The sequence below is a fragment of the Oceanimonas aquatica genome (assembly GCF_030732065.1).
GTDB lineage: Bacteria > Pseudomonadota > Gammaproteobacteria > Enterobacterales > Aeromonadaceae > Oceanimonas.
Genome location: NZ_JAVBHX010000015.1, coordinates 1 through 25,438, shown reverse-complemented (window position 1 = coordinate 25,438; position 25,438 = coordinate 1). Strand labels below are relative to the sequence as shown.

General features: G+C 60.6%; 23 protein-coding genes. 12 read left to right on the top strand and 11 right to left on the bottom strand.

Annotated elements, in window-relative coordinates; translation table 11 throughout:
• Nucleotide 1: 1 nt before the first annotated feature.
• From mutL to Q9290_RS15830, 7 genes are all read left to right on the top strand, one after another.
• The gene (mutL, locus tag Q9290_RS15860) at nucleotides 2-1,798 is read left to right on the top strand and encodes a DNA mismatch repair endonuclease MutL (protein WP_306080615.1); all 1,797 of its coding nucleotides are present in this window, start codon (nucleotides 2-4) and stop codon (nucleotides 1,796-1,798) included.
• On the top strand, nucleotides 1,788-2,729 hold the full coding sequence (miaA, locus tag Q9290_RS15855; RefSeq protein ID WP_306080614.1) for a tRNA (adenosine(37)-N6)-dimethylallyltransferase MiaA: 942 nt from the start codon (nucleotides 1,788-1,790) through the stop codon (nucleotides 2,727-2,729). Before mutL ends, miaA begins: the two co-directional genes overlap by 11 nt.
• A gap of 37 nt (nucleotides 2,730-2,766) precedes the next feature.
• Nucleotides 2,767-3,033, top strand: coding sequence for an RNA chaperone Hfq (gene hfq / locus Q9290_RS15850; protein ID WP_306080613.1), 267 nt, complete (start codon nucleotides 2,767-2,769; stop codon nucleotides 3,031-3,033).
• A gap of 69 nt (nucleotides 3,034-3,102) precedes the next feature.
• A complete protein-coding gene (gene hflX, locus Q9290_RS15845) occupies nucleotides 3,103-4,389 on the top strand; it encodes a ribosome rescue GTPase HflX (RefSeq protein ID WP_306080612.1) in 1,287 nt (428 codons plus the stop codon).
• 62 nt (nucleotides 4,390-4,451) lie between these two features.
• Nucleotides 4,452-5,621: an FtsH protease activity modulator HflK gene (gene hflK, locus Q9290_RS15840; protein ID WP_306080611.1), complete on the top strand. Its 1,170-nt coding sequence runs from the start codon at nucleotides 4,452-4,454 to the stop codon at nucleotides 5,619-5,621.
• Nucleotides 5,622-5,624: 3 nt separating this feature from the next.
• A complete protein-coding gene (hflC, locus tag Q9290_RS15835; protein WP_306080610.1) occupies nucleotides 5,625-6,512 on the top strand; it encodes a protease modulator HflC in 888 nt (295 codons plus the stop codon).
• Nucleotides 6,513-6,639: 127 nt separating this feature from the next.
• On the top strand, nucleotides 6,640-7,938 hold the full coding sequence (locus Q9290_RS15830) for an adenylosuccinate synthase (RefSeq protein WP_371930932.1): 1,299 nt from the start codon (nucleotides 6,640-6,642) through the stop codon (nucleotides 7,936-7,938).
• A 115-nt stretch (nucleotides 7,939-8,053) separates the two neighbouring features.
• Here the strand turns inward: Q9290_RS15830 and ispB are convergent, their stop codons facing one another.
• On the bottom strand, nucleotides 8,054-9,028 hold the full coding sequence (gene ispB, locus Q9290_RS15825) for an octaprenyl diphosphate synthase (RefSeq protein WP_306080608.1): 975 nt from the start codon (nucleotides 9,026-9,028) through the stop codon (nucleotides 8,054-8,056).
• A gap of 234 nt (nucleotides 9,029-9,262) precedes the next feature.
• Between ispB and rplU the strand changes: the two genes are divergently transcribed.
• The 4 genes from rplU (at nucleotide 9,263) to folA (ending at nucleotide 11,619) form a co-directional block, all read left to right on the top strand.
• Nucleotides 9,263-9,574 (top strand): 50S ribosomal protein L21, encoded by a 312-nt coding sequence (gene rplU / locus Q9290_RS15820; RefSeq protein ID WP_306080607.1) that lies wholly within the window; start codon nucleotides 9,263-9,265, stop codon nucleotides 9,572-9,574.
• Between the two features lie 17 nt (nucleotides 9,575-9,591).
• Nucleotides 9,592-9,849: a 50S ribosomal protein L27 gene (gene rpmA / locus Q9290_RS15815; protein WP_306080606.1), complete on the top strand. Its 258-nt coding sequence runs from the start codon at nucleotides 9,592-9,594 to the stop codon at nucleotides 9,847-9,849.
• A gap of 117 nt (nucleotides 9,850-9,966) precedes the next feature.
• Entirely contained in the window at nucleotides 9,967-11,124 is a 1,158-nt protein-coding gene (cgtA, locus tag Q9290_RS15810; protein WP_306080605.1) for an Obg family GTPase CgtA, read from the top strand.
• A 9-nt stretch (nucleotides 11,125-11,133) separates the two neighbouring features.
• Nucleotides 11,134-11,619 carry a type 3 dihydrofolate reductase gene (folA, locus tag Q9290_RS15805; RefSeq protein WP_306080604.1) on the top strand — a complete coding sequence of 162 codons (486 nt, stop codon included), beginning with the start codon at nucleotides 11,134-11,136 and terminating at the stop codon, nucleotides 11,617-11,619.
• A gap of 156 nt (nucleotides 11,620-11,775) precedes the next feature.
• On the opposite strand, the gene Q9290_RS15800 is transcribed toward folA, so the two are convergent.
• From Q9290_RS15800 to lptD, 6 genes are read right to left on the bottom strand one after another with little or no spacing between them, the layout of a single operon-like run.
• Nucleotides 11,776-12,591, bottom strand: a complete 816-nt coding sequence (locus Q9290_RS15800) for a symmetrical bis(5'-nucleosyl)-tetraphosphatase (protein ID WP_306080603.1) — start codon at nucleotides 12,589-12,591, stop codon at nucleotides 11,776-11,778.
• Nucleotides 12,591-12,965 (bottom strand): Co2+/Mg2+ efflux protein ApaG, encoded by a 375-nt coding sequence (gene apaG, locus Q9290_RS15795; RefSeq protein WP_306080602.1) that lies wholly within the window; start codon nucleotides 12,963-12,965, stop codon nucleotides 12,591-12,593. The genes Q9290_RS15800 and apaG overlap by 1 nt, the downstream gene beginning before the upstream one ends.
• Entirely contained in the window at nucleotides 12,965-13,774 is an 810-nt protein-coding gene (gene rsmA / locus Q9290_RS15790; protein WP_306080601.1) for a 16S rRNA (adenine(1518)-N(6)/adenine(1519)-N(6))-dimethyltransferase RsmA, read from the bottom strand. Before rsmA ends, apaG begins: the two co-directional genes overlap by 1 nt.
• Nucleotides 13,767-14,756, bottom strand: a complete 990-nt coding sequence (pdxA, locus tag Q9290_RS15785) for a 4-hydroxythreonine-4-phosphate dehydrogenase PdxA (RefSeq protein ID WP_306080600.1) — start codon at nucleotides 14,754-14,756, stop codon at nucleotides 13,767-13,769. Before pdxA ends, rsmA begins: the two co-directional genes overlap by 8 nt.
• Nucleotides 14,753-16,069: a peptidylprolyl isomerase SurA gene (gene surA / locus Q9290_RS15780; RefSeq protein WP_371930931.1), complete on the bottom strand. Its 1,317-nt coding sequence runs from the start codon at nucleotides 16,067-16,069 to the stop codon at nucleotides 14,753-14,755. Before surA ends, pdxA begins: the two co-directional genes overlap by 4 nt.
• 24 nt (nucleotides 16,070-16,093) lie before the next feature.
• Nucleotides 16,094-18,475, bottom strand: a complete 2,382-nt coding sequence (gene lptD / locus Q9290_RS15775) for an LPS assembly protein LptD (protein WP_306080599.1) — start codon at nucleotides 18,473-18,475, stop codon at nucleotides 16,094-16,096.
• A 247-nt stretch (nucleotides 18,476-18,722) separates the two neighbouring features.
• Here lptD and djlA point away from each other — a divergent pair, with 247 nt between their 5' ends.
• Nucleotides 18,723-19,526, top strand: coding sequence for a co-chaperone DjlA (gene djlA, locus Q9290_RS15770; RefSeq protein ID WP_306080598.1), 804 nt, complete (start codon nucleotides 18,723-18,725; stop codon nucleotides 19,524-19,526).
• Nucleotides 19,527-19,805: 279 nt separating this feature from the next.
• Here djlA and Q9290_RS15765 read toward each other — a convergent pair whose 3' ends face one another.
• Genes Q9290_RS15765 through rapA form a run of 4 tightly spaced genes read right to left on the bottom strand, consistent with a single transcriptional unit; the run spans nucleotide 19,806 to nucleotide 25,042 of the window.
• On the bottom strand, nucleotides 19,806-20,756 hold the full coding sequence (locus tag Q9290_RS15765; RefSeq protein WP_306080597.1) for a D-2-hydroxyacid dehydrogenase: 951 nt from the start codon (nucleotides 20,754-20,756) through the stop codon (nucleotides 19,806-19,808).
• On the bottom strand, nucleotides 20,710-21,489 hold the full coding sequence (locus tag Q9290_RS15760) for a DUF3530 family protein (RefSeq protein ID WP_306080596.1): 780 nt from the start codon (nucleotides 21,487-21,489) through the stop codon (nucleotides 20,710-20,712). Before Q9290_RS15760 ends, Q9290_RS15765 begins: the two co-directional genes overlap by 47 nt.
• Nucleotides 21,489-22,148, bottom strand: a complete 660-nt coding sequence (locus tag Q9290_RS15755) for an RluA family pseudouridine synthase (RefSeq protein WP_306080642.1) — start codon at nucleotides 22,146-22,148, stop codon at nucleotides 21,489-21,491. Before Q9290_RS15755 ends, Q9290_RS15760 begins: the two co-directional genes overlap by 1 nt.
• Nucleotides 22,149-22,168: 20 nt before the next feature.
• On the bottom strand, nucleotides 22,169-25,042 hold the full coding sequence (rapA, locus tag Q9290_RS15750; RefSeq protein ID WP_306080595.1) for an RNA polymerase-associated protein RapA: 2,874 nt from the start codon (nucleotides 25,040-25,042) through the stop codon (nucleotides 22,169-22,171).
• Nucleotides 25,043-25,438: the final 396 nt, after the last annotated feature.

Here is a 25,438-nt window from a genome sequence, read left to right as displayed (position 1 = left end):
CATGGCGATACAAATTCTGCCGGCCCGGCTGGCCAACCAGATTGCCGCCGGCGAAGTGGTGGAGCGACCTGCTTCTGTGGTGAAAGAGCTGGTGGAAAACAGCCTGGACGCGGGGGCCACCCGTATCGAGGTGGACATTGAAAAGGGCGGCGCCAAGCTGATCCGCATTCGTGACAACGGCAGCGGCATCGGCAAGGACGAACTGACTCTGGCGTTGTCCCGTCATGCCACCTCCAAGGTCAGCACGCTGGAAGATCTGGAGGCGATACTGAGCCTCGGTTTTCGCGGTGAGGCGCTGGCCTCCATCAGCTCGGTATCTCGGCTGGTGCTGACCTCCCGCACCGCCGAACAGGAGCAGGCCTGGCAGGCCATGGCCGAGGGCCGGGACATGGCGGTGCAGTTGCAGCCGGCGTCCCACCCGGTGGGCACCACCCTGGAGGTCAGCGATCTGTTCTTCAATACGCCGGCCCGGCGGCGCTTTCTGCGCACCGAAAAAACCGAGTTTGGCCATATCGATGAAGTATTGCGTCGCATCGCTCTCAGCCGCTTTGATGTCAACATTACCCTGCGCCACAACGGCAAGCCGGTGCGCCAGTACCGTGCCGGCAAGCTGCCGTCCCAGCAGGACAAGCGGCTGGCGGCGGTATGCGGCCCGGCTTTTGTGAACTCGGCACTCAAGTTCGACAGCGAGCACCACGGCCTGCGGCTGTGGGGCTGGCTGGCGCCGCCTTCGGCGGCCCGGGCCCAGCCCGATCTGCAATACACCTACGTTAACGGCCGCATGATGCGTGACAAGCTGCTCAATCATGCGGTGCGTCAGGCCTATAGCGAGGGGCTGCCGGCCGAAGGCCACGGCGCCTTTGTGCTGTACCTTGAACTGGATGCGCGGGAAGTGGATGTGAACGTGCACCCGGCCAAGCATGAAGTGCGCTTTCATCAGGCCCGGCTGGTACACGACTTTATCTACCAGGTGCTGCACCAGACTCTGGCCCATGAACACAGCGCCCCGCCGGCCTCGGCCGGCGAGCCGGATGCCGGCTACGAGGCCGAAGCCTGTGAGCCAGCTTCCCCGACATCTGCTCCCCGTTACGCGCCCGCCGGCCACGGCTATGGCCGCGGATCAGAACGGACTCGCGACAGCGGTATCAGTCAGCGGCAATGGCAAGGGCTCGACCGCCTGATGACCACATTGCCCGGCACCGAGGACCCGAAACCACCGGTTGCCATGCCGGCGGCAACGCCGGCCGAAGAGGCGCCTGCCGATGGTCCGCTGCTGCTGCAGCGGGAGCGGGTGCTGGTGGTGCTGTATCAAGAGCGGCTGTGGCTGTGCGAGCTCAACCGGGCCCGGGCCTGGCTCAATGGCCGCGAACTGCTGGCGGCCTGGCAGCAGGGGCTGACGCCCCAGCCCTTGCTGTTGCCCATCCGGTTGTCCTTGCCGGCAGAGCAGGGTGAACTGCTGAATACCCATGGCCCCCTGCTGCAAAAGCTGGGCATTGAGTTGAAAACCGGTCCCGGCGACACCATTATTCTGACCCGGGTGCCTCAGCCACTGCGGCATGCGGATCTGGCCCGGTTGTTTCCCGAGCTGCTGGCGCGGCTGGAGCGGGAGGACGCCCGCCGGCCCGAGGCCCTTTGTCAGTGGCTGACGCAGCAGGCCGTCCCGAACGAGGACTGGAGCTGGCGCCTGGCCGTGGCGCTGTGGCAGCAAATAGCACTCGAACTGAATGACACTCCACCGGACTTTATGTGTCCGGTGGATCTGGAACCACAACTGAACAGGTGGACACATGGGGACTGAACCCCTGGCGATATTCCTGATGGGGCCGACCGCCTCGGGCAAGACCGGCCTGGCCATGGAGCTGTGCCGCGCACTGCCCTGCGACATTATCAGCGTCGACTCGGCACTGGTGTACCGGGGCATGAACATCGGCACCGCCAAGCCCACCGCCGAGGAGCTGGCGGCCACGCCGCACCGGCTGATCGATCTGATCGATCCGGCCGAGGCCTACTCCGCCGCCGACTTTCGTCACGGTGCCCTGGCCGCTATGGCGGAGATCACCGCCGCCGGCCGCATTCCGCTGCTGGTGGGGGGCACCATGTTGTATTTCAAGGCGTTGCTGGAAGGGCTGTCGCCGCTGCCGCCGGCGGATCAGCAGGTGCGTGCCGGCATTGAACGCGAGGCCGCCGAGCGCGGCTGGCAGGCCCTGCACGATGAGCTGGCTGGCCTCGACCCGGTGGCAGCGGCGCGCATTCACCCCAACGATCCTCAGCGCCTTTCCCGGGCGCTGGAAGTTTTTCGCATTTCCGGTAAAACGCTCACAGAATTGACGGAAAGCAAGGGTGATCCCTTGCCTTACAAAGTGTTACAGTTTGCGATTGCGCCCGCCGAGCGTGCCGGGCTGCATCAGCGTATTGCCGAGCGCTTTCATATCATGCTGGAGCAGGGCTTTGAGCGGGAAGTCGAAGCGCTTTACCGACGCGGCAATCTGCACCCGGATCTGCCGTCCATTCGCTGTGTGGGCTACCGGCAAATGTGGGATTACCTGGCCGGCAATGTTGGCTATGATGAAATGGTGCAGCGAGGCATTGCGGCCACCCGCCAGCTGGCCAAACGGCAACTGACCTGGTTAAGAGGCTGGCCCGGTCTGACCTGGCTCGATACCGACGACAAGGACGCGGGGCGGCAACTGGTTGAGCGTGTTCAGCAGGCTCGCCAGACAAAAAAATAATAACTTTTCACTATTACAAAAGATAAGGACAACAAAAATGGCTAAGGGGCAATCATTGCAGGATCCGTTTCTGAACGCGCTGCGTCGCGAGCGGGTTCCCGTCTCCATCTATCTGGTGAACGGCATTAAACTGCAGGGGCAGATCGAGTCTTTCGATCAGTTCGTTATTCTGCTGAAAAACACCGTCAGCCAGATGGTTTACAAGCACGCCATTTCCACCGTGGTCCCGGCCCGTCCGGTGCATCACCTGACGCCGTCAAGTGGTGGCCAGGAGCAGGCCGACAGCGAGCAGGGGCAAGGTTGAGCCTGATTTCATCTCGTCAACATCGCGGCCATGCCGTGACCATGCCGGCCACACTACGGAGGACACACCTTGTTTGAGCGTTATCAGGGTGGCGAGTCCGCCATTTTGGTTCATATCAATTTTACCGACGACAGCGAACGGGAAGATCTCGAAGAGCTGGAACTGCTGGCGGATTCCGCCGGCGTGACCACCTGTGCGGTGGTGACCTCCAGTCGGGCGGCGCCCCAGTCCAAGTTCTTTATCGGCACCGGCAAGGTGGACGAGCTGGCGTCGCTGGTGCAGATGCATCAGGCCGATGTGGTGATCTTCAACCACAGTCTGTCTCCGGCTCAGGAACGTAACCTGGAGCGGGAGGTCAAGTGCCGGGTACTCGACCGCACTGGCCTGATCCTCGACATCTTCGCCCAGCGCGCCCGTACTCACGAGGGCAAGCTGCAGGTAGAGCTGGCGCAGCTGCGTCACCTGTCCACCCGGCTGGTGCGGGGCTGGACCCACCTCGAGCGGCAAAAGGGCGGTATCGGCCTGCGCGGCCCGGGTGAAACCCAGCTGGAAACCGACCGCCGTCTGCTGCGCGAGCGCATCAAGTACATTCAGAAGCGTCTTGAAAAGGTCTCCCGTCAGCGGGAGCAGGGGCGACGGGCACGCCAGCGCAACGAGATCCCCACCTTGTCACTGGTGGGCTACACCAACGCCGGCAAGTCGACCCTGTTCAACCGCTTGACCGAGTCCGATGTGTACGCGGCGGATCAGCTGTTCGCAACCCTGGATCCCACCCTGCGCAAGATTGAGCTGCCCGATGCCGGCCCTGCCATTCTGGCCGACACAGTGGGCTTTATTCGTCATCTGCCTCACGATCTGGTGGCAGCCTTCAAGGCGACCCTGCAGGAAACCCGGGACGCGGATCTGCTGCTGCATGTGGTGGACTGCGCCGACGAACAGATGCGGGACAACATCGATGAGGTTAACTCGGTACTCGAGCAGATCGAGGCTGACGAAATTCCGGTATTGATGGTGTTCAACAAGATCGACAAGCTCGACCCGCCTGCGCCCCGTATTGAGCGGGACGACGAAGGCAGACCCAGATCAGTATGGGTGTCGGCGCAACAAGGACTCGGAATCGACGGTCTGCTGGATGCACTGAACGAATTGCTGGCCGGTACTCTGGTTGAGCACCGTTTGACCCTGCCGCCCTCGGCGTCACGGTTGCGCAGCCGGCTTTATGCGCTCAATGGCATCGTCGCCGAGTCTTTTGGAGAGCAGGGCGAGTTTGTGGTGGATATACGTTTGCAGCAGGCCGACTGGCATCGTCTGCTCAAACAGGAAGGTGAGCAACTGGAAGGCTTTATAAGCGATTGATTGCCTGAATGATCAATTGCTTGATAGAGTTAATCCCATAAACCAGAAAGACGGAGATACAAATGGCTTGGAATGAGCCTGGAAATGGTGGCAAAGACCGTGATCCCTGGGGGAATGACGGCAAGCATCAGGGCCCGCCGGATCTGGACAAGGTGATTCGCAACCTGAGCGGAAAACTGGGTGGACTGCTGGGTAACCGCGGCTCCGGCAGCGGCGGTGGTCTCGGTTCGTTCGGGATCACGGTGGCGCTGGTCATCGCTCTGGCGGTGTGGGTGGTGAGTGGTTTCTACACCATCGGCGAAGCCCAGCGCGGCGTGGTATTGCGCTTTGGCAAGTTCTACCAGACGGTAGAGCCCGGCCTGAGCTGGAAAGCCACCTTCATCGACCGGGTGTATCCGGTTGACGTGGAAACCGTGCGTTCCCTGCCGGCGTCCGGCTTTATGCTGACCCGGGACGAAAACCTGGTGCGGGTGGAAATGGACGTGCAGTACCGGGTGATCGAGCCCCGTGACTACCTGTTCAACGTCACCAATGCCGACGACAGTCTGCATCAGGCCCTCGACAGCGCCCTGCGTTACGTGGTGGGTCACAGCACCATGGACGACGTGCTGACCGTGGGGCGTGAGCGAGTGCGTCAGGAAACCCGTGAGCTGCTGGAGCAAATTATCGAGCCCTACCAGCTGGGCCTGATGATTCTGGATCTCAACTTCCTGCCGGCCCGTCCGCCGGAAGAGGTGAAGGACGCCTTTGATGATGCCATCGCCGCTCAGGAAGATGAACAGCGCTTTATTCGTGAAGCCGAAGCCTATGCCCGGGAAATTGAACCCAAGGCCCGTGGTCAGGCTCAGCGTCTGCTGCAGGAAGCCGAGGCCTACAAGCAGCAGGTGGCCCTGCGTGCCGAGGGTGAGGTGGCCCGCTTCCGCGAGCTGCTGCCCCAGTATGAGCTGCAGCCCGGCCTGACTCGCCAGCGTATCTATCTGGAGACCATGGAAGAGATATACAGCAAGGTGAACAAGGTGGTGGTGGACACCCCCGAGGGCAATAACAGCCTGATGTATCTGCCGCTCGACAAGCTCATGGAGCAGCAGGCTCGTCGTGAGGCCAAGGTGGATCCCAACGTGATCACGTCTGACTATCTGAACAACAATAATGTGCCTTCCGGTCAGGACAGCGGCCAGCTTCGGCCCGGCTCCGACAGAGGCAACATTCGTCCGACGTCAGGGAGAAACTAAGCGATGAAAAGAGTATTACTCGTGGTGCTGGCCCTGCTGGCGATACTGTTGTTTTCCTCGGTGTTTGTAGTGGCCGAGGGCGAGCGCGGCATCGTGCTGCAGTTCGGCAAGGTCAAGCGTGAGCAGGACTCCGAGCTGCCCACCGTGTACCAGCCCGGCCTGCACTTCAAGGTGCCGATGATCGATCAGGTGCGCAAACTTGATGCCCGCATTCAGACCCTGGATGATCAGGTGGATCGCTTTGTGACCTCCGAGAAAAAGGATTTGATCATCGACTCCTACGTGAAGTGGCGCATCGACAACTTCGCAGCCTACTATCTGGCCACCGGCGGCGGTAACCGGCTGCAGGCCGAAAGCCTGCTGCGCCGGCGGATCAACAACAGTCTGCGTTCGGAAATCGGTAGCCGTACCATTCGCGATATCGTGTCCGGAGAGCGGGGTGACGTGATGGAAAGTGCGCTCAAGGGGCTGCTGGAGTCGTCGTCCGAGCTGGGTATCAAGGTGCTGGATGTGCGTATCAAGCAGATCAACCTGCCCACCGAGGTGTCCAACTCCATCTACCAGCGCATGCGCGCCGAGCGGACCGCCGTGGCCCGGGAGCATCGCTCCGAAGGCCGTGAACAGGCTGAAATCATCAAGGCCGAAGCGGACCGCCGGGTGACCATCATGATAGCCGATGCCCAGCGCAACTCCCGTACCCTGCGTGGTGAAGGGGATGCCGAGGCGGCGAAAATTTACGCCGAGGCCTACTCCGCCGATCCGGAGTTCTTCAGCTTCATCCGCAGCCTTGAAGCCTACCGCAAGAGCTTCGAGCAGGGAGGCGACATGATGATCCTCAAACCGGAAGGGGATTTCTTCCGCTTCCTCAAGGATCCCGCCGGATCCAACTGATAAAAAAGCCCGGGCAACCGGGCTTTTTATTGCCTGGCAATATTTTCAGCAATCCGGCCGTCTGGCAGTTCCGGCCTTGGTCAAAATTTGTTAGACTCCATTTTTAACAACTCGACAGTTAGTGAAAATGGGACAAAACGTTGTTGTACTTGGCACCCAGTGGGGTGACGAAGGCAAGGGCAAAGTTGTCGATCTGCTGACCGACAAGGCTCGTTATGTTGTACGTTATCAGGGCGGCCACAATGCCGGACATACCCTGGTCATCGACGGCAAGAAGACCGTCCTCCATCTCATCCCCTCCGGTATCCTGCGCGACAATTGCACCTGTATCATCGCCAACGGCGTGGTGCTGTCTCCCGACGCGCTGCTGAAGGAAATGGCCGGCCTGGAAGAAAGCGGTGTACCGGTACGCGAACGCCTCAAGCTGAGCGAAGCCTGTCCGCTGATCCTGCCTTACCATGTTGCCATGGATCAGGCCCGTGAAAAGGCCCGTGGCGCCAAGGCCATCGGTACTACCGGTCGTGGTATCGGCCCCGCCTATGAAGACAAGGTAGCCCGTCGCGGTCTGCGTGTGGGTGATTTGTTCGACATGGCAACCTTTGCCGACAAGCTGAAGGAAATTGTGGCCTACTACAACTTCCAGCTGAAGGGCTTTTACGGCGAAGAAGAAGTCTCCTACGACGCCGTACTGGAGCAGGCCAAGGGCTATGCCGAGCTGCTTACCAGCATGGTGGTTGATGTGACCGACATGCTCGACAAGGCGCGTCGCAACGGTGACCGCATCATGTTCGAAGGCGCCCAGGGCACCCTGCTCGACATCGATCACGGCACCTACCCCTACGTGACCTCTTCCAACACCACCGCTGGCGGCGTGGCCACCGGCTCCGGTTTTGGCCCCTGCTATGTGGACTATGTGCTGGGCATCATCAAGGCCTACACCACCCGCGTGGGCTCCGGTCCCTTCCCCACCGAGCTGTTTGATGACGTAGGTCAGCACCTGGGTGTGAAAGGGCACGAATTCGGCGCCACCACCGGCCGCAAGCGTCGCACCGGCTGGCTCGACATCGTGGCCATGAAGCGCGCCATTCAGGTCAACTCCATCACTGGTTTCTGCCTGACCAAGCTCGATGTGCTCGACGGCCTGGAAGAGGTGAAGATCTGCACCGGTTATCAAATGCCCGACGGCTCGGTGCAGGACGTACCGCCCATGGCTGCCGAAGGTTACGAGACCGTCACGCCGGTATACGAGTCCATGCCCGGCTGGAGCGACAATACCGTTGGTGTGACCACGGTTGAAGGTCTGCCCCAGGCGGCGCGCGATTACATCAAGCGCATCGAGGAGCTGACCGGCATACCGGTAGACATCATCTCCACCGGTCCGGATCGTGCCGAAACCATGATCCTGCGTCATCCGTTCGAGGGTTAATACCCTGACGGCACGCAGAAAAAACGCCGGCTCATTGAGCCGGCGTTTTTGTTTGTGGTGAGGAGAGAGGTGTCAGGGGAGAGGTGAGACGTTTTGCTTCTCAACCCTCACGAAATCAGCGGCTGCGCTCTACCGCCATATGGGCCAGATCCACCAGGGCTGCCTTGTGCTCCGAGTCGGGCAGCACGGCCAGGGCGTCAATGGCTTTCTGCGCTTCTTCCCGGGCGCGCTGGCGACTGTATTCCAGCGCCTCGGTCTGCTCGAGAATGGTCATGATCTCGTCCAGGTGCTCCATGCCGGTACGGTTGGCGATGGCATCGCGAATGCGTTCACGCTGGGCATCGGTGCCCTTTTCCATGGCCCGCAGCAGGGGCAGGGTAGGCTTGCCCTCGGCCAGATCGTCGCCCACGTTCTTGCCCATATCGCTGGCGTCCGAGCAATAGTCCATGACATCGTCCATTAGCTGAAAGGCGGTGCCCAGGTACTTGCCGTAGTCGAGCATGGCCTGCTCGGTCACCTCGGGCTGGTGGGTCAGCACCGCCGCCAGACGCGTGGCGGCTTCAAACAGCTTGGCGGTTTTGCAGTAGATCACCTGCATGTAACTGGCTTCGGTGGTATCGGGATCGTTGCAGTTCATCAGCTGCAGCACTTCCCCTTCGGCGATGATGTTGGTGGCGTCGCTCAGTATGTGCATGATGCGCATGTTGTCGAGCTCGGTCATCATCTGAAAGGCGCGGGTGTAGAGAAAATCCCCCACCAGCACACTGGCGGCGTTGCCGAACAGGGCGTTGGCGGTATCCCGGCCCCGGCGCAGATCAGACTCGTCCACCACGTCGTCGTGCAGCAGGGTGGCGGTGTGAATGAATTCGATGATGGCGGCCAGCTTCTGGTGAGCATCGCCCTCATAGCCCAGGGCTCGGGCCGCCAGCACGGTCAGCATGGGGCGCATGCGCTTGCCGCCGGCACTGACGATGTAAAAGCCCAGCTGGTTAATAAGGCTCACGTCCGATTGCAGACGGGTCATGATAAGCTCGTTGACCGCTTGCATGTCCTGCTCGGTCAGTTGTTTGATCCTGTTGATATCTACCATAAAGTTATAAGCCGGACGATGCAGTGTGAATTCATTGATGATAGGATTTTACACGATTCGTCAAAGGGATAAACCTGTCCGGGCAGGCATGGTCTGCAATGCGGACGGGCATCATTTTTTTGCGCTCTCTCCCCTTGTCTCGGGGGATCAATTTGCGTACAATGCGCGACCATTGTAAAACAGTTTTAGTGCACGGCCCCCAGGGGTGAAAGTGCCATATTCGGAGTTAAAATCATGTACGCGGTAATCCAAAGCGGCGGAAAACAGCACCGTGTAGCCGAAGGCCAGGTAGTTCGTCTGGAAAAGCTGGACGTAGAAACCGGCGCTGCTGTCGAATTCGACAAAGTGCTGATGGTGGCCCAAGGTGAAGACGTTAAAGTAGGTGTACCCTACGTTGATGGTGGCAAGGTAACTGCTGAAGTAGTTACTCACGGTCGTGGCAAAAAGGTCAAGATCGTTAAATTCCGTCGTCGTAAGCACTCTCGCAAACAGCAGGGTCACCGTCAGTGGTTCACTGAAGTGAAAATCACTGGTATCAGCGCCTAAGAGAGGAGTTAAGTTCCATGGCACACAAAAAAGCAGGCGGCTCTACTCGTAACGGTCGCGACTCAGAAAGCAAACGTCTTGGTGTAAAGCGTTACGGTGGTGAATCTGTCCTGGCGGGCAACATCATCGTTCGTCAGCGCGGCACCAAATTCCACGCCGGCGACAACGTTGGCCTGGGCAAGGACCACACTCTGTTCGCCAAAGCCAATGGCAAGGTGAAGTTTGAAGTTAAAGGTCCTCAGAACCGCAAGTTCGTCAGCATTGTAGCCGAGTAAGTTACGATCAGAACTTTTAAAAAGCCCCGCCAACCGGCGGGGCTTTTTGCTTTAGTAAAGGCACGTTCGGCACGAGCCGGATAAACAGGCTCAGAAAACGAATGGGAGAGCAGCGAAATGAAATTTGTCGATGAAGCGGAGATCCGCATCGAGGCGGGCGACGGCGGTAACGGTTGTGTAAGCTTTCGCCGGGAGAAATACATTCCCAAAGGCGGCCCCGATGGTGGTGACGGTGGTGATGGCGGCGATGTGTATATGCTGGCCGACGAGAACCTCAACACCCTGATCGACTATCACTTTGAGCGCTTCCACCGGGCCGAACGGGGCGAAAACGGCCGGGGTGGCAACTGCACCGGCAAGCGCGGCAAGGATCTGGTGCTGACGGTGCCGGTGGGTACCCGCGCCAAGGACGAGATGACCGGCGAGATCCTTGGGGATCTGACCCGTCATGGCCAGAAACTGCTGGTGGCCAAGGGCGGCTTTCACGGGCTGGGCAACACCCGTTTCAAGAGCTCGGTCAACCGGGCGCCGCGGCAAAAGACCAACGGCACCCCGGGCGAGATCCGCAATGTCTTGCTGGAGCTGCTGTTGCTGGCGGACGTGGGCCTGCTGGGCCTGCCGAATGCCGGCAAGTCCACCTTTATTCGCTCGGTATCGGCGGCCAAACCCAAGGTGGCAGACTACCCCTTTACCACCCTGGTACCCAACCTGGGCGTGGTGCGCTGTGACGGCCAGAAGAGCTTTGTGGTGGCGGACATTCCCGGCCTGATCGAAGGTGCCGCCGACGGTGCCGGCCTGGGCATTCGCTTTCTCAAGCACCTGGAGCGCTGTCGCGTGCTGCTGCACATGATTGATGTGCTGCCCGTCGATGGATCCGATCCTGCCGATAACGCCGATATTATTGTGAACGAGCTGAACCAGTACAGCGAAGAGCTGGCCAACAAGCCGCGCTGGCTGGTGTTCAACAAGCTGGATCTGGTGGATGACGAGCAGGCCGAAGAAATTATTGCCCGGGTCACCGAGCTGCTCGACTGGCAGGGCCCGGTACACCGCATGACTGCCATCAGCAAGGATGGTACCCGTGAGCTGACTCAGGCGCTGATGGCGTTCCTGGAAGAGCATCCGCGCAGCCAGGAAGAGCTGGAAGCGGCCCGGGAGCCGGTCAGCTTCAAGTGGGATGAGTACCACCAGGCCGCGCTGAACGAAGCGGACGAGGATGACGATGACTGGGACGATGAAGAAGACGACGGCCATGTCATTTACACCAAGGAATAACGTAGCAGCATGATGTTATCCATGATTGTGGCCATGACTCAAAATGGCGTTATCGGCAAGGATAACGCCATGCCCTGGCACCTGCCGGCGGATCTGGCCTATTTCAAGCAAACTACCCTGGGCAAGCCGGTGGTGATGGGGCGCAATACCCATGAGTCCATTGGCCGGCCGCTGCCGGGGCGGCGCAATGTGATTGTGAGTCGTTCCCTGAGCGAGGCACCGGCGGGCACCGAGCTGGTGCCGTCCCCCGAGGCGGCGCTGGCGCTGCTGGCGGACAGTGAGGAAGTGATGGTGATGGGCGGTGGCCAGCTCTATGCGGCCTTGCTGCCGCAGGCCGAGCGGCTTTACATTACCCGCATCGATGCCCACATTGACGGCGACACTTACTTTCCGGCCATCGCCGAGCAAGAGTGGAAGCTGGTAAGGGAAGAGCTCCGCCCTGCCGACGAGCGCAACGAATACGACTGCCGCTTTCAGGTACTGGAGCGGATTTAATAAAAAGCCCGGCAAATGCCGGGCTTTTTATTAAAGGCTGTCATGCCGGTACTGAATCAGGTTCAGCATGACGGGCCCGGTATCTTTCTGCAAACGGTTGAGTAAATCGCTCAAGACTCCGGCTCAAGGCCGGAGTGACATCAGCAAGTTATTTCCTTAGGCATGCACCGGGCAGGGGGTGCTGATGCGCTCATGGGTGTCCCAGCACAGCAGGGTCAGGCTGCCACCCCAGACACAGCCGGTATCCAGGGCATGAATGCCGGGCCGGTCGCAGTGACCTTCCAGTGCCGCCCAGTGGCCAAACACCAGCGGCGGATCCTGATGATCCCCCCGCAGATCAAACCAGGGCTGAAGGTCCGCGGGCGCGTTTTTGAGGCCTTCCTTGTAATCAAAGTCCAGCCGGCCATCGGCATGGCACAGGCGCATGCGGGTAAAGGCGTTGATGGTAAAGCGCAGCCGGTCCAAATTGTTGAGATCGTCACGCCAGGCCGTGGGCTCGTTGCCATACATGTCACGCAGCCGGTCAAGGTAGTGGGCCGAGTGCAGCTCGGCTTCGGCTTCCCGGGCGGCTTCCCGGGCCTGCTCTACCGTCCACTGAGGCGGAATACCGGCGTGGGTCATTACAAAACCGTGCTCGGGATGTTCGGCCAGCAACGGCTGCTGCCGCAGCCAGTACAATAAATCGGCCTGGTCGGCGGCGTGCAAAATGTCGTGAATTTTGTCGGCTTTCTTCGGGGTGCGCAGGCCAGACGCCACCGCCAGCAGGTGCAGATCGTGATTGCCCAGTACCGTGGTGGCGGCATCGCCCAGAGCCATGATCCGGCGCAGACACCCGAGGGAGTCGGGCCCCCGGGCCACCAGATCACCGGTAAGCCAGAGCTGGTCCCGGGACGGAGTAAAGCCCACCTCGGCCAGCAGCCGGTTCAGCTCGCTCAGGCAACCCTGCAGATCGCCGACAATATAGGTGGCCATCAGTTGATCAGGTTGGGCAGGGCCAGCCGAAAGGCGGGGATGGGGGCTTCAAACTCGCTGCCGTCGTCCCGGCGCAGAGTGTAAAAGCCTTCCATCACGCCCACCGGGGTTTCCAGGCTGACGCCGCTGGTATAGGTGTAGTCGTCTCCCGCGGCAATGGCGGGCTGCTCGCCCACCACGCCGCTGCCTTCCACTTCCACCCGTTTGCCATTGGCATCGGTGATCAGCCAGCGACGGCTGATCAGGGTGACCCGCTCATCGCCCTGGTTGGCGATGGTGATGGTGTAGGCGAACACATAGTGATCGTCTTCCGGCGACGAGCGCTCGGCCAGATAGCGGGGAACCGGGGAAATATGAATGGCAGCGGCAGACATCAGGATTCCTTTTTACGGGACAGGGCGTTGGCGAGGGTGGCGTACTGGGCCAGGGTCAGCTGCTCCGGACGGGCAGACGCATCCAGCCCCAGGGCCGAAATTTCGTCGGCGCTGAACAGGTGGCTCAGGCTGTTTCGAATGGTCTTTCGGCGCTGGCCAAAGGCGTCGGCGGTGACCCGGGACAGATCCTTGAGGTGCTTCACCGGGTGCGGCGGGGTTTCAAAGGGCAGCAACCGCACTACGGCCGAGTCGACCTTGGGGGCGGGCCTGAAGGCTTCCGGACCCACTTCCAGCACGGGCACCACTTCGCAGTAGTACTGGGCCATGACGCTCAGCCGGCCATAGGCCTTGCTGCCGGGGCCGGCGGCGAGGCGGTTGACCACTTCCTTTTGCAGCATAAAGTGCATGTCGGCCACCAGCGCGGAGAACTCAAACAGGTGAAACATCAGCTGGGTGGAGATGTTGTAGGGCAGGTTGCCGAAGATTTTCAGCTTCTTGCCCGGCTCTTTCAGGCTGGCGAAGTCGAACTTCATGGCGTCGGCCTGGTGAATGTTGAGCTTGTCTTTCAGAAACGGGTGAGTTTCCAGCCGCGCAGCCAGATCCCGGTCCAGCTCCACCACATTAAGGCGCTGAATGCGGTCACACACCGGGCCGGTAAGCGCGCCCAGGCCCGGGCCGATTTCCACCATGGTGTAATCGTCGGACGGATGAATGGCGTTGACTATCTGATCGATGGTGTAGTCATCGTGCAGAAAGTTCTGGCCGAAACGTTTGCGGGCCTTGTGCCCCTGGTGGACCTTGCTATTCATCGCGTTTTTCTATCATCTCAATGGCTTGGTTAAGGGCGCAGAGCATGCTGCCTGCGTCAATCTGATCGGTGCCGGCCAGCTCCAGAGCGGTGCCGTGATCCACCGAGGTACGAATAAAGGGCAACCCAAGAGTAATGTTTACCGCCTTGCTGAAACCGATGTACTTCAGTACCGGCAGGCCCTGGTCGTGATACATGGCCAGGAAGGCATCGGCGTCCTTCATGTATCTTTCGTTGAACATGGTATCGGCCGAGAGCGGACCCACCAGATCCATGCCTTCCTCGCGCAGTTCGTTAAGGGTGGGAATGATCACGTCGATCTCCTCCCGCCCCAGGTGGCCGTCTTCCCCGGCATGGGGGTTCAGGCCGCACACATAGATGCGCGGATTGGCAATGCCGAACTTGCTTTTCAGCTCGGTATGGAGAATTCGGGTGATCTTGGTCAGCCGGTCCGGAGTGATGGCCCGGGACACATAGGCCAGGGGAATGTGAGTGGTCACCTGAGCCACGCGCAGGCCGGGGGTGGCCAGCAGCATCACCACATCGGGCACATTGGCCTGCTGGGCAAAAAACTCGGTGTGCCCGCTGAATGAGACGCCGGCCTTGTTGATGATGCCCTTGTTGACCGGGCCGGTGACGACGGCGTCGAACTCGCCGCTCATGTTGCCGTCTGAGGCGCGCTTGAGGGTTTCCAGCACGTAGAGGCCATTGGCTTCGTCCAGCACGCCGGGCGTGGCGGGCCGGGCCAGTTTGACCGGCTCTATGGTCAGAGTACCGGCTTTTTGCGGCACGGGCTCGGCCTGCTGCCGGTAGGGCAGCAGGGTAATGTCACGTCCCAGGGCCTGAGCCCGGGACTGAATCAGCTCCGGGTCGGCGATCACTACCAGCTCGGCCGGCCAGTCGAGATCGGCCAGCGCCAGCATCAGTTCGGGGCCAACGCCGGCGGGCTCGCCCGGGGTTATGGCTATGCGTTTACAACTCACGAATCACCATCGAATAATTGAGTGTCAACAATACGGATATAGGCCTGATCCTTGAGCTCGTCGAGCCAGGTCTGCACTTCTTCGGTAAAGCGACGATTGAAAATCAGTTGATAGGCCCGCTGCTCGGTGGCCTGCTCGGTGGCATCCTGCAGCCGCTTGTCTTCCAGCCGCACCAGGTGCCAGCCATGCTCGGAGCGGAACGGTTCACTCAGTTCGCCCGGCTGCAGCCGGCTGACGGTGTCACGAAAACTGCTGACATACAGCTCGGGTGAAGCCCAGCCCAAATCACCGCCATTGACGGCAGAGCCGGCATCATCGGAAAACTGCTCGGCCAGTTGCGCCATGGTGGCGTCACCGTTGCGAATGGAGCGGGCAAAGCCTTCCAGCATGGCCCTGGCCTTGTCTTCACTCAGAATGACGGAAGGCTTGATCAGAATATGCCGGGCCCGGACTTCCAGCGCCTGTACGGTCTGGGATTGACTGCCTTCCATGTCGAGGATGGTCAGAATATGCAGGCCGGCACCGGAGCGAATGGGGCCGATAATATCACCTTTTGCCTGATTTCTCACCGCCTCACTGAACAGGGACGGCATTTCGCCCATGGCCAGCATGCCCCAGTCGCCCCCTTCCAGGGCCTTGGGACCGGCACTGTGGGCGATGGCCAGCTTGCGGAAGTCGGCACCGTTTTTCAGCTCGGCCAGCAATTGCTCGGCCTGACGGTTGGCCTGGCGCAGCTGTTCGCCGCTGGGGTTGGCGGGCAGGGGCAACAGAATGTTGCCGACCCGGTAGCGGGCGCTGCTTTGGCCCTGCTCGCGAATCATCTGCACCACCTGCTTCACTTCCTGATCGGAAATGCTGATGCGCCGGCGCACCTGATTGCGGGCCAGTTCGCTCATCAGGATCTCGTTGCGCACCTGCTCGCGGAAACCGGCCCAGCTCTGGCCGTTGGCGGTGGCACCGGCACGCAGTTGCTCTAGGGTTTTGCCTTCACCGCGGGCGATATTGGCCAGCGCCTGTTCCAGCTGGGTATCGGTAATGCGCAGGCCCAGCCGCTCGGCCAGCTGCAGTTGCAGGCTTTCCAGGATCAGCCGCTCCAGCGCCTGTTTGCGCAGGCGCTGATCGTCGGGCAGGGGCTGGCCGGCGGCCTGAGCGCTTTGGCGCACCTGATTGACCAGGGCGTCGAGCTGGCTTTCCAGCACCACGTCGTTGTTGACCTGGGCAACGGTTCTGTCCAGCAGCTCGGCGGCCTGGCCGGTCACCGACAGCAGGCCCAGTCCGGCGGCCATCAGCAGTTGTTTACATCTCTTGTTCATGACAAATCCTGTGCGCAATAAAAATCAGTTATTGAGGTTGAACGGGCGATAGTAGGGCAGCAGTTGGGTGCCGGGTTTGAACTCGCCGCTGCCGGTGCCCAGGGAGCTGAACCCTTTCAGCTCGAAGCGCAGCCCGATGCTGGTTTCCTGAATGGTGCTGGTGGGATTGAACAGCTTGTCTTCCTTCTGCCATTGCTCCCACACCAGGCTCACCGCCCAGCAGCAGGAGTCGTAGCGCAGTCCTATCAGAGTATCGATATTGCGATGTAGTTCAATATCCCGGTAATGGCCGCCGATCAGGCCCCACTGGGGCGCCAGCGGCCAGAAGGCGGTGCCGCCCACCTGGTTGAGATCGTCCGCCAGACTGTCGCCAAAATAATTCCGGTTCAGGTGACGAAAACCAATCTGGGCAAGGCGGCCCTGCTCGTTGTATTCCAGGGTGAGGTTGCCCGCCGCCAGTCGGTGGTTACGGGTGTCCTGCTGGGCCTCGCCATGGACAAACCAGTTGTTGTCGAGGTTGAGATCCCCTTCAAAGGTGAGGAAGGAGCGCTTGGTGTCGTCCAGCTGTTCGCCGGGGTAGAGCTTGACCCGCGGCGCCGTGAAGTTAAAGGTCTGGGCCAGGGCCAGACGCAGCCGCTCGGTGCCGGTGTCGTCGTAAATTCGGCTGGTAAAGCCGGCGGTCAGCTGGTTGGCGTCGCTGATGCGGTCCAGGCCGGCGAAACGGCGGTCGCTGAACAGGCTGTAGTAGTCCTGGCGCATGCTGGTGCTGTCGTACAGGCCGATGTTGTCCTGGTTTTTGTAGGGCACATACAGGTACTGCAGCTGGGGCTCCAGGGTCTGGGTAAAGTCCTGTTCAAACCAGCGGGCCTGGCGGTCAAACACCAGACCGCCGTTAATGCGCAGCCGGGGCAGCACCCGGTCCACGCTGGTATCCAGGGTGTCGGTGTCAAAGCCCCAGGTGTTCTGGTAAAAAGACGACAGGGTGGTGGGAATATCCTGTTCGTAATGGGTGTAATAGGCCCCCACATCGGCTTTCAGTTGCAGGCCGGGCTGGTCGATGAGGGAATAAATCAGCCGGGGCTCGGCATGAAACCGGGTAGCCTGATAGGTGCTTTCATTGTCGTTTTCAAAGCGGGTCAGCTCCGAGTCCAGGGCCAGATCAAAGTCGCCCAGGCCCCGGTAGCTGTTCAGTACCAGCGCCGGCATCAGCTGGAATGGCTGAGTGTCCAAGTCCGGGCGCAGTATCTGGTAGTCGCGCACCTCGGTGGTGAGCTGCCAGTGGCGGTCGTAATAGCCACCGCGAAATGACTGCAGCAACTGGTTGTCGACCAGAGAGCCCACCGGCGGGTTAAAGTCATCAATATAGGCATAGTCCCAGCTTGCCACCTGGGTGTAGTTGACGTTACCGCGCCAGTGACCGTCGGCATCGAAGCGGGCGTTGTGGCGCCAGCTGAACAGCCAGCGGGCATCGTCCCGCCATTCTTCATCAATCAGATCCGGGTTGTCGGCCAGGCTGTCATCCTGAGACAGATATTCGCCGTAGAGCACGCCACTCTGGCCTTCCACAGGCAGGTAGCGAAACTCCAGCTGGGCCATGGTGCCGCGCTTTTCCATGTAGCGGGGGGTAATGGTGGCATCGTAGTTGGGCGCGATGTTCCAGTAATAGGGCAGGCGAATGTCGGTGCCGTTACTGTTGCTGATATCAAAGGACGGGTACAAAAAGCCGCTCTGGCGCTCATTTTTCACCGGAAACTTGATGTAGGGAAAATAGAACACCGGCATATCACCCAGCCACAGCACGGCGTTCCAGGCTTCGCCAAAGACTTCGTCCTGCTCCACTGCCACCGTGCTGGCCTTCAGTTGCCATACTTCCTCGCCCGGTGGACAGGTGGTGTAGCTGGCGCCCTTGAGATCCACTTCGCCGCGTTCACCGGCCAGCTGCACCCGGCGGGCTTCGCCCCGGCCCGGCTCGCCGTGAAACTGGTAGCGAGCCTGGTCCAATTGTGTGTCTTTGGTGGTCAGGTTGCCGGAAAGGGTGGTGTCGCTTTCCACGGTAATGGTGCCGTCGCTCAGGTGAATATTGCCTTCGGCCAGCACGTCACGGCTTTGCTGCTCTAGCTCCAGATAATCGGTGCTGAAGCGGCGTTCCCCCTGAATCACCTCCACATCGCCCCGGTAAAGAATTTTGCCGTCACGGGTGGCGTTGAGCACGTCGGCGGTGACCGTGATGGGGGCACTGGGATCCTTCTCGCCTTCCACCCGCAAGGGCACATGGCTGAAACAGCGGCTGAAGGGTAGCGGGTCGGCGTTGACGGCCGGCTCGTCGAGCAGCTCGGTGCCATCGTACTGGGCCTGGACCAGGCCGGAAGCGAACAACAGGGGAAGGCCGATAATCCGTATTCTCATGGGGTGATGCTCTCATTCCTGGTGTTGGCGACACCGCCCGGCGTCCTGCGGGCTGGTTGAGCTTTTGGTGTCATTCTTTTATGGTAGCGAGCTATGATAAAGCATTCTCGCTGCCAGCTCTACGCCGGGGCTCGGCCCGACCGGATCCACCCTTGATAATCGACTCAATATGACATCACGCCCATTGTCCCTGCTTCACTTGCCTGCCGGCTTCGCTTTTCTATCTGCTGAACGGGGAGGGCGCTGAATGCCGGCACACATCAAGGGTAAAATCATCGGTTTTCTGTTTGGCCTGCTGATCGGCAATATTCCCGGTGCCCTGCTCGGACTCTGGCTGGGACACCTGGTGGACAAAAAGCTGGCCGGCGCCTGGGGATTTGTAAAGGATGCCCAGCAGGAATTTCTGTACGCCACCTTTGCCACCATGGGGCACCTGGCCAAGTCCAGCGGCCGCGTTACTTCGGAAGAGATTCAGCTGGCGGAGCAACTGATGGTGCAAATGCGGCTGCAGCCCGGGCAAAAGGCCGAGGCCCAGCAGGCATTCCGCGACGGCAAGGAAAGTGACTTTCCATTGACCGAGACCCTGCGCCGGTTTCGCTCGCGCACCCGTGACAGCCGCAACCTGTTGCGCTTTTTTATGGAAGTGCAGCTGCAACTGGTGTTTGCCGACGGCGAATTGCATCCGGCCGAGCGCCGCTTGCTGCATACCATTGCCGCCGAGCTGGGCTTTTCCGAGCAGGAGCTGGAGCAATTGCTGGCCTTTGCCGAAGCGCAGCTGCACATGTACCGTCAGGGCCGTGCCGGTGGCCAGGGGGGCTTTACCACCCCGCCGAAGGATCGGCTGCGCGATGCCTACCGTATTCTGGAGGTGGAGGAAGGGGCCGATGATGCGACCGTGAAGCGGGCCTATCGCCGGCAGATGTCCAAGCACCATCCCGACAAGCTGGTGGCTCAGGGGCTGCCCAAGGAGATGATGGACATGGCCAAGGAAAAGGCACAGGACATTCAGCAGGCCTGGGAAACCATCAAGGCCGCCCGCAACCTCCGCTGACCAGCCGGGACTGGAGATTTGGGAACAGGGACTGGCAGGCTGTGTCGTTCCCATGTTATGCCTGGGAACGCATACCCTTACTGACCGAAATCACTCTCTACACTCCCACGCCGGAGCGTGGGAGTGAGTGCAGAGCCTGTCACTCCGGGCCTGCCCCGGAGTCTATGGCGCAATGCACCTCACCCTGCAGCATGGACTCCGGCCTTCGCCGGAGTGACATTTTCTTCTAGCTTCTAGCTTCTAGCTTCTAGCTTCTAGCTTCCAGCTTCTGGCTATCTTTTATACCAGCCGGTTCTGCTCCCGCCCGGCAACAAACGCCTCGATATTGTCGATGAGCTGATCCGCCAGTCGCTGCATCGAGGCTTGGCTGGCCCAGGCAATGTGCGGGGTCAGAATAAAGTTGGGGTACTGCAAAGCCTGCATCAGCGGATGATCGGCCGGCGGCGGCTCGGCGCTGACCACATCAAAGCCGGCGCCGCCGATACGTTGTTCCTTCAGGGCATTCAGCAGGGCCTGCTCATCCACCAGCCCCCCTCGGCCAACATTGATCAGCAGGGCGTTCGGTTTCATCATGGCCAGCTCCCGTTCGCTGATCAGGTGACGAGTGGCTTCGGTCAGCGGGCAGTGCAGGCTGAGCACATCGGCTTCGGCCAATACTTGCTCAAAGGGCAGGCGTCCCTGCTCTGCGGCCTGGCCCTTGCGGGCAGCCACGATCACGTGCATGCCCAGTGCTTTTGCCAGTCGCTCCAGATCCCGCGCTATGGTGCCATAGCCAATCAGCCCCAGAGTCTGGCCTTTCAGATCCCGTACCGGGTAGTCGAAATAACAGAACTGGCCCGCTTGTTGCCAGCGGCCATCGGTTACCGAACGCCGGTAGGCATGAAGATTGCGGCTGAGCGCCATTATCAGTGACAGGGCGTGTTCGGGTACCGTGCTTTCCGAGTAATTACGAATATTGCACACCGCCACGCCGGCGGCGCGGCAGGCGTCGAGATCCACATTGTCGCTGCCGGTGGCGGCCAGGGCGATGAGTTTCAACCCGGGCAGTTGTGCCAGCTCGCCGGCGCCGATGTTCACCTTGTTGACGATGGCGACCTCGGCCTGTTGCAGCCGTGCCACCACCTGCTCCGGGGCCGTTTCTGCATGTTCCTGCCAGTCATGATCAAAGGCCGGCCGGCGCAGGTTAACGCTCGGGGCCAGGGTCTGCCGGTCGAGAAATACCAGTTTCATGGGCGTGTTTTCCTTTCAGGTAGTCGGGCGCGCCGGGGGGCAGGGGCATCCAGCCCCGGCGCACCAGCCAGGCCGCAATGTGGCGCTCGGGCCGGGACGGATCAGCCAGCTGCTCGGCGGTATAATCCGCAGCCTGGCGAGTGGCGCTGTGCTGGCGCTGCGCCTGGTTGATTGTCGAGGTGTTATTCTGCTTGCTGAACAGATCCAGCACTGGCCAATTCGACCGGGACAGGCTCACGGCCAGCATACGTTGCTGTTCGGGCTGTGAGGGAGTGGCATCCACCACCACCAGACCGGCAGGCGGCGGCAACTGACCGGTTTCCACCAGCTGCTGATACCAGAGAGTGGCGCTGCCCTGGGTCAGCACCAGCTGTGTTGCATTCGGATTATCGTTTGGCAGCTCGCTCAGCCGGCTGGCCAGCTGTGCCAGCCATTGTTGCCGGGCGTCGGACGGTTGCTCGTTAGTTGGGTCAAACTGGTGCTGTTGTGCATCGGGCAGCAGCAGTACAAGATTCCAGCCGCGCTGTTGCCACCAGGGTGCCATGGCAAGCCAGTGATGGGCCTGTTGTTGCTCGGGCCACACCACCAGCGTGCCCAGCGCCTCGGGGCGTGTGGCGTCAAAACGCAGTTGCCCGGCTTCGGCACTGTATTGCCGGTAGGCGGTCCAGTCGGTCTGGGCGCCGGCCGTTGCCACGGACAACCAGCCCAGCATCAGCACACACGCCCGCCGCATCAGTTTACCTCAAAGGGGGCCGGAGCATTGAATTCCAGCCAGTTTTTGGCCAGCGGATGGCGAAAGGCCAGCCGGGCGGCGTGCAGTTGCAGGTGGGGCGCCATGGTCAGCGCCTCACCCTCGGCGTAGAGGTTATCGCCCAGTATCGGATGATCCAGGCTCAGCATGTGCACGCGCAGCTGGTGAGAGCGTCCGGTAATGGGAGTGAGCTCGATCAGGCTGCGCTGTTGCTCACGACGCAGGCAGCGCCAGTGGGTCAGGGCCTGCTTGCCGTGCTCATGACTGACCATGTGCCGTGGCCGGTTGGGCCAGTCACAGCACAGGGGTAGATCGATGCTGCCTTCATCCTGAACCGGCTGGCCGTATATCCAGGCGAAGTAGCGCTTTTCGGTTTCCCGCTCGCGAAACTGTCGACTGAGCTCCCGGTGCGCCTTGGGGTGCAGGGCCATGACAATGACCCCCGAGGTGGCCATGTCCAGCCGGTGTACCACCAGTGCCGACGGAAATACCCTCGCCACTCGCAGCGACAGGCTGTCGCGGTGACAGAGCTCACGCCCGGGCACACTGAGCAGGCCGCTGGGCTTGTTCAGCACTATGATGCTGTCATCCCGATACAATATCTCGAACTGGGGACTCACTGGCGGATCGTAACGCAGCAATACCATGGCTTGGCTCTTCTTTACTGATGGCTGACCACAATAAACCGGATTGCGTCCAGTTTTAAGCGGGTATGACTAAGCAGGCTGTCGAGCTCGGTTTTCAGGTCCTGCACATGGTCAATTTCGCTCTGGCGCACATTGGGGTTGACCTTGGCCAGCTGCTGCAGCCGGCTCAGCTCCTGATCCATCGCCAGGTGCATGCGTTCACGGGCGTCGGCGACCAGTTGTTCCATTTGCTGCTCGGCCAGCGGCAGGGCCGTTTGCAGTTGCTGGTGGATCAGAGACTGAGACGCGTTCACCAGCTTGCTGCCCAGATGGCGGTTAACCGGGCTGAGCTGCTTGTCAAAGGCTTCAAAGCTGACCTTGTCGGCCAGGTTGTTGCCGTTCTTGTCGAGCAGCAGCCGAATGGGCGCCGGCGGCAGAAAACGGTACAGCTGGGCGTGGTGGGCGGATTCGGCCACGAAAATGGGTTCTACAAACTGAGTGCCCACCGGCAGCGCCTTGTTTTTGAGAATGGCCACCGAGGTGGTGCCGATTTCCGAGCCCAGCACCAAATCGATACCGCCGCGGATCATGGGATGATCCCAGCTCAAAAACTGCAGATCGTCCCGGCTCAGGGTGGTGTTGCGATTAAAGGTGATGCTGGCGCCGTCTTCGGGCAGGCCCGGAAAATTCGGCACCAGCATTTGCTCGGTGGGGCGCAGCACTATGGCGTTTTCGCCCTTGTCGTCCTGATGCACGCCCACTTCATCAAACAGCTTGATGGCAAAAATGGCCAGAGTCGGGTCTTCGTCGGTTTCGGCCAGTTGCTCGGCCAGGTTGTGATGGTGCAGGGCACCGCTGGAATTGAGCTCCAACAGGCGATCCCGGCCCAGCTCCATCTGGCTGGTGAGGGTATCGGTGAGGGCGCGAGTATCGGCAATCAGTTGTTCCAGGGCTTCTTCATCCTGGCCGTGGCCGGCGAGCAGCTCCAGCAGCCGGTCGGCCATTTGCTGGTAGACCGGCTGGCCCACGGCATTGGGCTTGCCAAAGGCATCCATGCCCTGCTGATACCACAGCGTCAGGGCGCGCTGGGCGGTGCCTTCGAGGTAGGGCACATGAATGTCGATATCGTGTTGCTGGCCGATGCGATCCAGGCGACCGATGCGTTGCTCCAGCAGATCCGGGTTGAGCGGCAGATCAAACAACACCAGCTGGTGAGAAAACTGGAAGTTACGGCCTTCAGAGCCGATTTCGGAGCAGATCATCACCTGGGCACCGCCTTCCTGCTGGGCAAAGTAGGCGGCGGCCTTGTCCCGCTCCAGCAGCGACATGCCCTCATGGAACACGGTGCCGCGAATACCTTCCCGGGTGCGCAGCACTTCTTCCAGTGCCAGTGCCACCCCGGCTTTGGCGGTAATGATCAGGATCTTGTTGTTGCGGTGCTCCTTGAGAAAACCCAGCAGCCAGTCGACCCGGCTGTCGAACTGGGTCCAGCTGCTGTCGCCGCCTTCAAACTGGCGGTAGATCTCTTCCGGATACAAGGCCTGCAGCGCCTGGGCCGCGGTATCCTGATGCGAGCCCATCATGCCGGCTACGCGAATGGCGGTCTGGTACTGGCTGGGCAGAGGCAGCGGGTGCAGGTGCAATTGCCGTGACGGAAAGCCCTTGATGGACTGACGGGTGTTGCGGAACAACAGGCGGCCGGTGCCGTGGTGATCCAGCAGCCGCGCCAGCAGCGCCCGACGCTGCTCGGGGGTATCCAGGCTGGCGGAGGTCTCACCGTCCATAAAGGGGGCCAGTCGCTCGAGGGCGGCGGCATCAAGCGGCGCGTCACTCAGCAGGGCCTCGGCGGCCTCGGCCAGGGGCTGGTATTCCTCTTCTTCGGCCAGAAAGGCGTCGTAATCGTAGAAACGCTCCGGGTCGAGCAGGCGCAGCCGGGCAAAGTGGCTTTCATGGCCCTGTTGATCCGGGGTGGCGGTCAGCAGCAGCACGCCCGGAACTTCCTCGGCGAGGGCCTCCACCACTTCGTAGGCCCGGCTTGGACGCTCGGCATCCCATACCAGGTGATGGGCTTCGTCCACCACCAGCAGATCCCAGTCGCTGTCGGCCAGCTGTTCAAAGCGCTTGCGCTTCTTGGTGATGAAGTCGAGGCTGCACAGCACCAGCTGCTCGGTATCAAAGGGGTTGGCGGAGTCGGCAAAGGCCTCCACGCAGCGCTCCTCGTCGAAGAGCGCAAAGTGCAGGTTGAAACGACGCAGCATTTCCACCAGCCACTGGTGGATCAGCGCATCGGGCACCAGGATCAGAATGCGGGCGGCCCGGCCCGACAGCCACTGCTGCTGAATGATCATGCCGGCTTCTATGGTCTTGCCCAGGCCCACTTCGTCGGCCAGCAACACCCGGGGGGCATGACGGTTACCCACTTCGTGGGCAATGTGCAGCTGGTGCGGAATCAGACCAATGCGGCCGCTGCCCAGGCCGCGCAGAGGCGAGCGGCGCTGATTGAACTGGTGCATCAGCGCCTGGTAGCGCAGATTGAAACGACCAATCTTGTCGATCTGGCCCGCAAACAGCCGTTCCTGAGGTTTGTTCAGCTTGATGAAGTGATTGAGGAAGGTTTCCTTCAGGCTGGTTTCTTCCTCGGTATCCAGGCGTTTACCGTGATAGACCAGCAGACCGTCTTGCTCGGACACCGATTCCACCTCCAGCTCCCAGTCTTCATGACTGCTGATGACGTCACCGGGGTTGAACATGACACGGGTAACGGGAGCATCGCTGATGGCATACATGCGGTTTTCACCACAGGCGGGAAACAACATGGTGACCATGCGCACGTCAATGGCGACCACGGTTCCCAGTCCCAGATCGGTTTCGGTATCGCTGATCCAACGCTGGCCGAGGGAAAAAGGCATTCAATTCTCCAAGCTGAAGGGGCTACAAAAAAAGGGGCGCTATCTTACCTCAAAGCCCCTGATGGCTGCATCCGGATTGGGCTCGAACATTCAGTATAAGTAGAGGCATATAAAGAAGGAAAACAGGGTGCAGGTGGAAAACTAACCAAACGATTCGGGGGAAGCGATTTTTCCTGAAAAAGCCCTTGCGCAAAAATCGCGGCTCCCTATAATGCGCTTCCACTGACACGGGGCAACACGCCAACGGTCACAAGGGTTTGAAGCGAACCAAATAAAGTTCAAATCAACGCTTGACGAACACCAAGGATTGCGTAGAATACGCAGCCCTGACCAGCGAAAGCGGTCAACGCTCTTTAACAATTTATCAAGCAAACTGTGTGGGCACTCGCAGTCGAT

Bases quoted from the DNA above. Each gene is read 5' to 3' on its own strand.
- mutL (WP_306080615.1), top strand. From the start codon at position 2: ATGGCGATACAAATTCTGCCGGCCCGGCTGGCCAACCAGATTGCCGCC.
- miaA (WP_306080614.1), top strand. From the start codon at position 1,788: ATGGGGACTGAACCCCTGGCGATATTCCTGATGGGGCCGACCGCCTCG.
- hfq (WP_306080613.1), top strand. From the start codon at position 2,767: ATGGCTAAGGGGCAATCATTGCAGGATCCGTTTCTGAACGCGCTGCGT.
- hflK (WP_306080611.1), top strand. From the start codon at position 4,452: ATGGCTTGGAATGAGCCTGGAAATGGTGGCAAAGACCGTGATCCCTGG.
- hflC (WP_306080610.1), top strand. From the start codon at position 5,625: ATGAAAAGAGTATTACTCGTGGTGCTGGCCCTGCTGGCGATACTGTTG.
- Q9290_RS15830 (WP_371930932.1), top strand. From the start codon at position 6,640: ATGGGACAAAACGTTGTTGTACTTGGCACCCAGTGGGGTGACGAAGGC.
- ispB (WP_306080608.1), bottom strand. From the start codon at position 9,028: ATGGTAGATATCAACAGGATCAAACAACTGACCGAGCAGGACATGCAA.
- rplU (WP_306080607.1), top strand. From the start codon at position 9,263: ATGTACGCGGTAATCCAAAGCGGCGGAAAACAGCACCGTGTAGCCGAA.
- rpmA (WP_306080606.1), top strand. From the start codon at position 9,592: ATGGCACACAAAAAAGCAGGCGGCTCTACTCGTAACGGTCGCGACTCA.
- cgtA (WP_306080605.1), top strand. From the start codon at position 9,967: ATGAAATTTGTCGATGAAGCGGAGATCCGCATCGAGGCGGGCGACGGC.
- folA (WP_306080604.1), top strand. From the start codon at position 11,134: ATGATGTTATCCATGATTGTGGCCATGACTCAAAATGGCGTTATCGGC.
- Q9290_RS15800 (WP_306080603.1), bottom strand. From the start codon at position 12,591: ATGGCCACCTATATTGTCGGCGATCTGCAGGGTTGCCTGAGCGAGCTG.
- apaG (WP_306080602.1), bottom strand. From the start codon at position 12,965: ATGTCTGCCGCTGCCATTCATATTTCCCCGGTTCCCCGCTATCTGGCC.
- rsmA (WP_306080601.1), bottom strand. From the start codon at position 13,774: ATGAATAGCAAGGTCCACCAGGGGCACAAGGCCCGCAAACGTTTCGGC.
- surA (WP_371930931.1), bottom strand. From the start codon at position 16,069: ATGAACAAGAGATGTAAACAACTGCTGATGGCCGCCGGACTGGGCCTG.
- lptD (WP_306080599.1), bottom strand. From the start codon at position 18,475: ATGAGAATACGGATTATCGGCCTTCCCCTGTTGTTCGCTTCCGGCCTG.
- djlA (WP_306080598.1), top strand. From the start codon at position 18,723: ATGCCGGCACACATCAAGGGTAAAATCATCGGTTTTCTGTTTGGCCTG.
- Q9290_RS15765 (WP_306080597.1), bottom strand. From the start codon at position 20,756: ATGAAACTGGTATTTCTCGACCGGCAGACCCTGGCCCCGAGCGTTAAC.
- Q9290_RS15760 (WP_306080596.1), bottom strand. From the start codon at position 21,489: ATGCGGCGGGCGTGTGTGCTGATGCTGGGCTGGTTGTCCGTGGCAACG.
- rapA (WP_306080595.1), bottom strand. From the start codon at position 25,042: ATGCCTTTTTCCCTCGGCCAGCGTTGGATCAGCGATACCGAAACCGAT.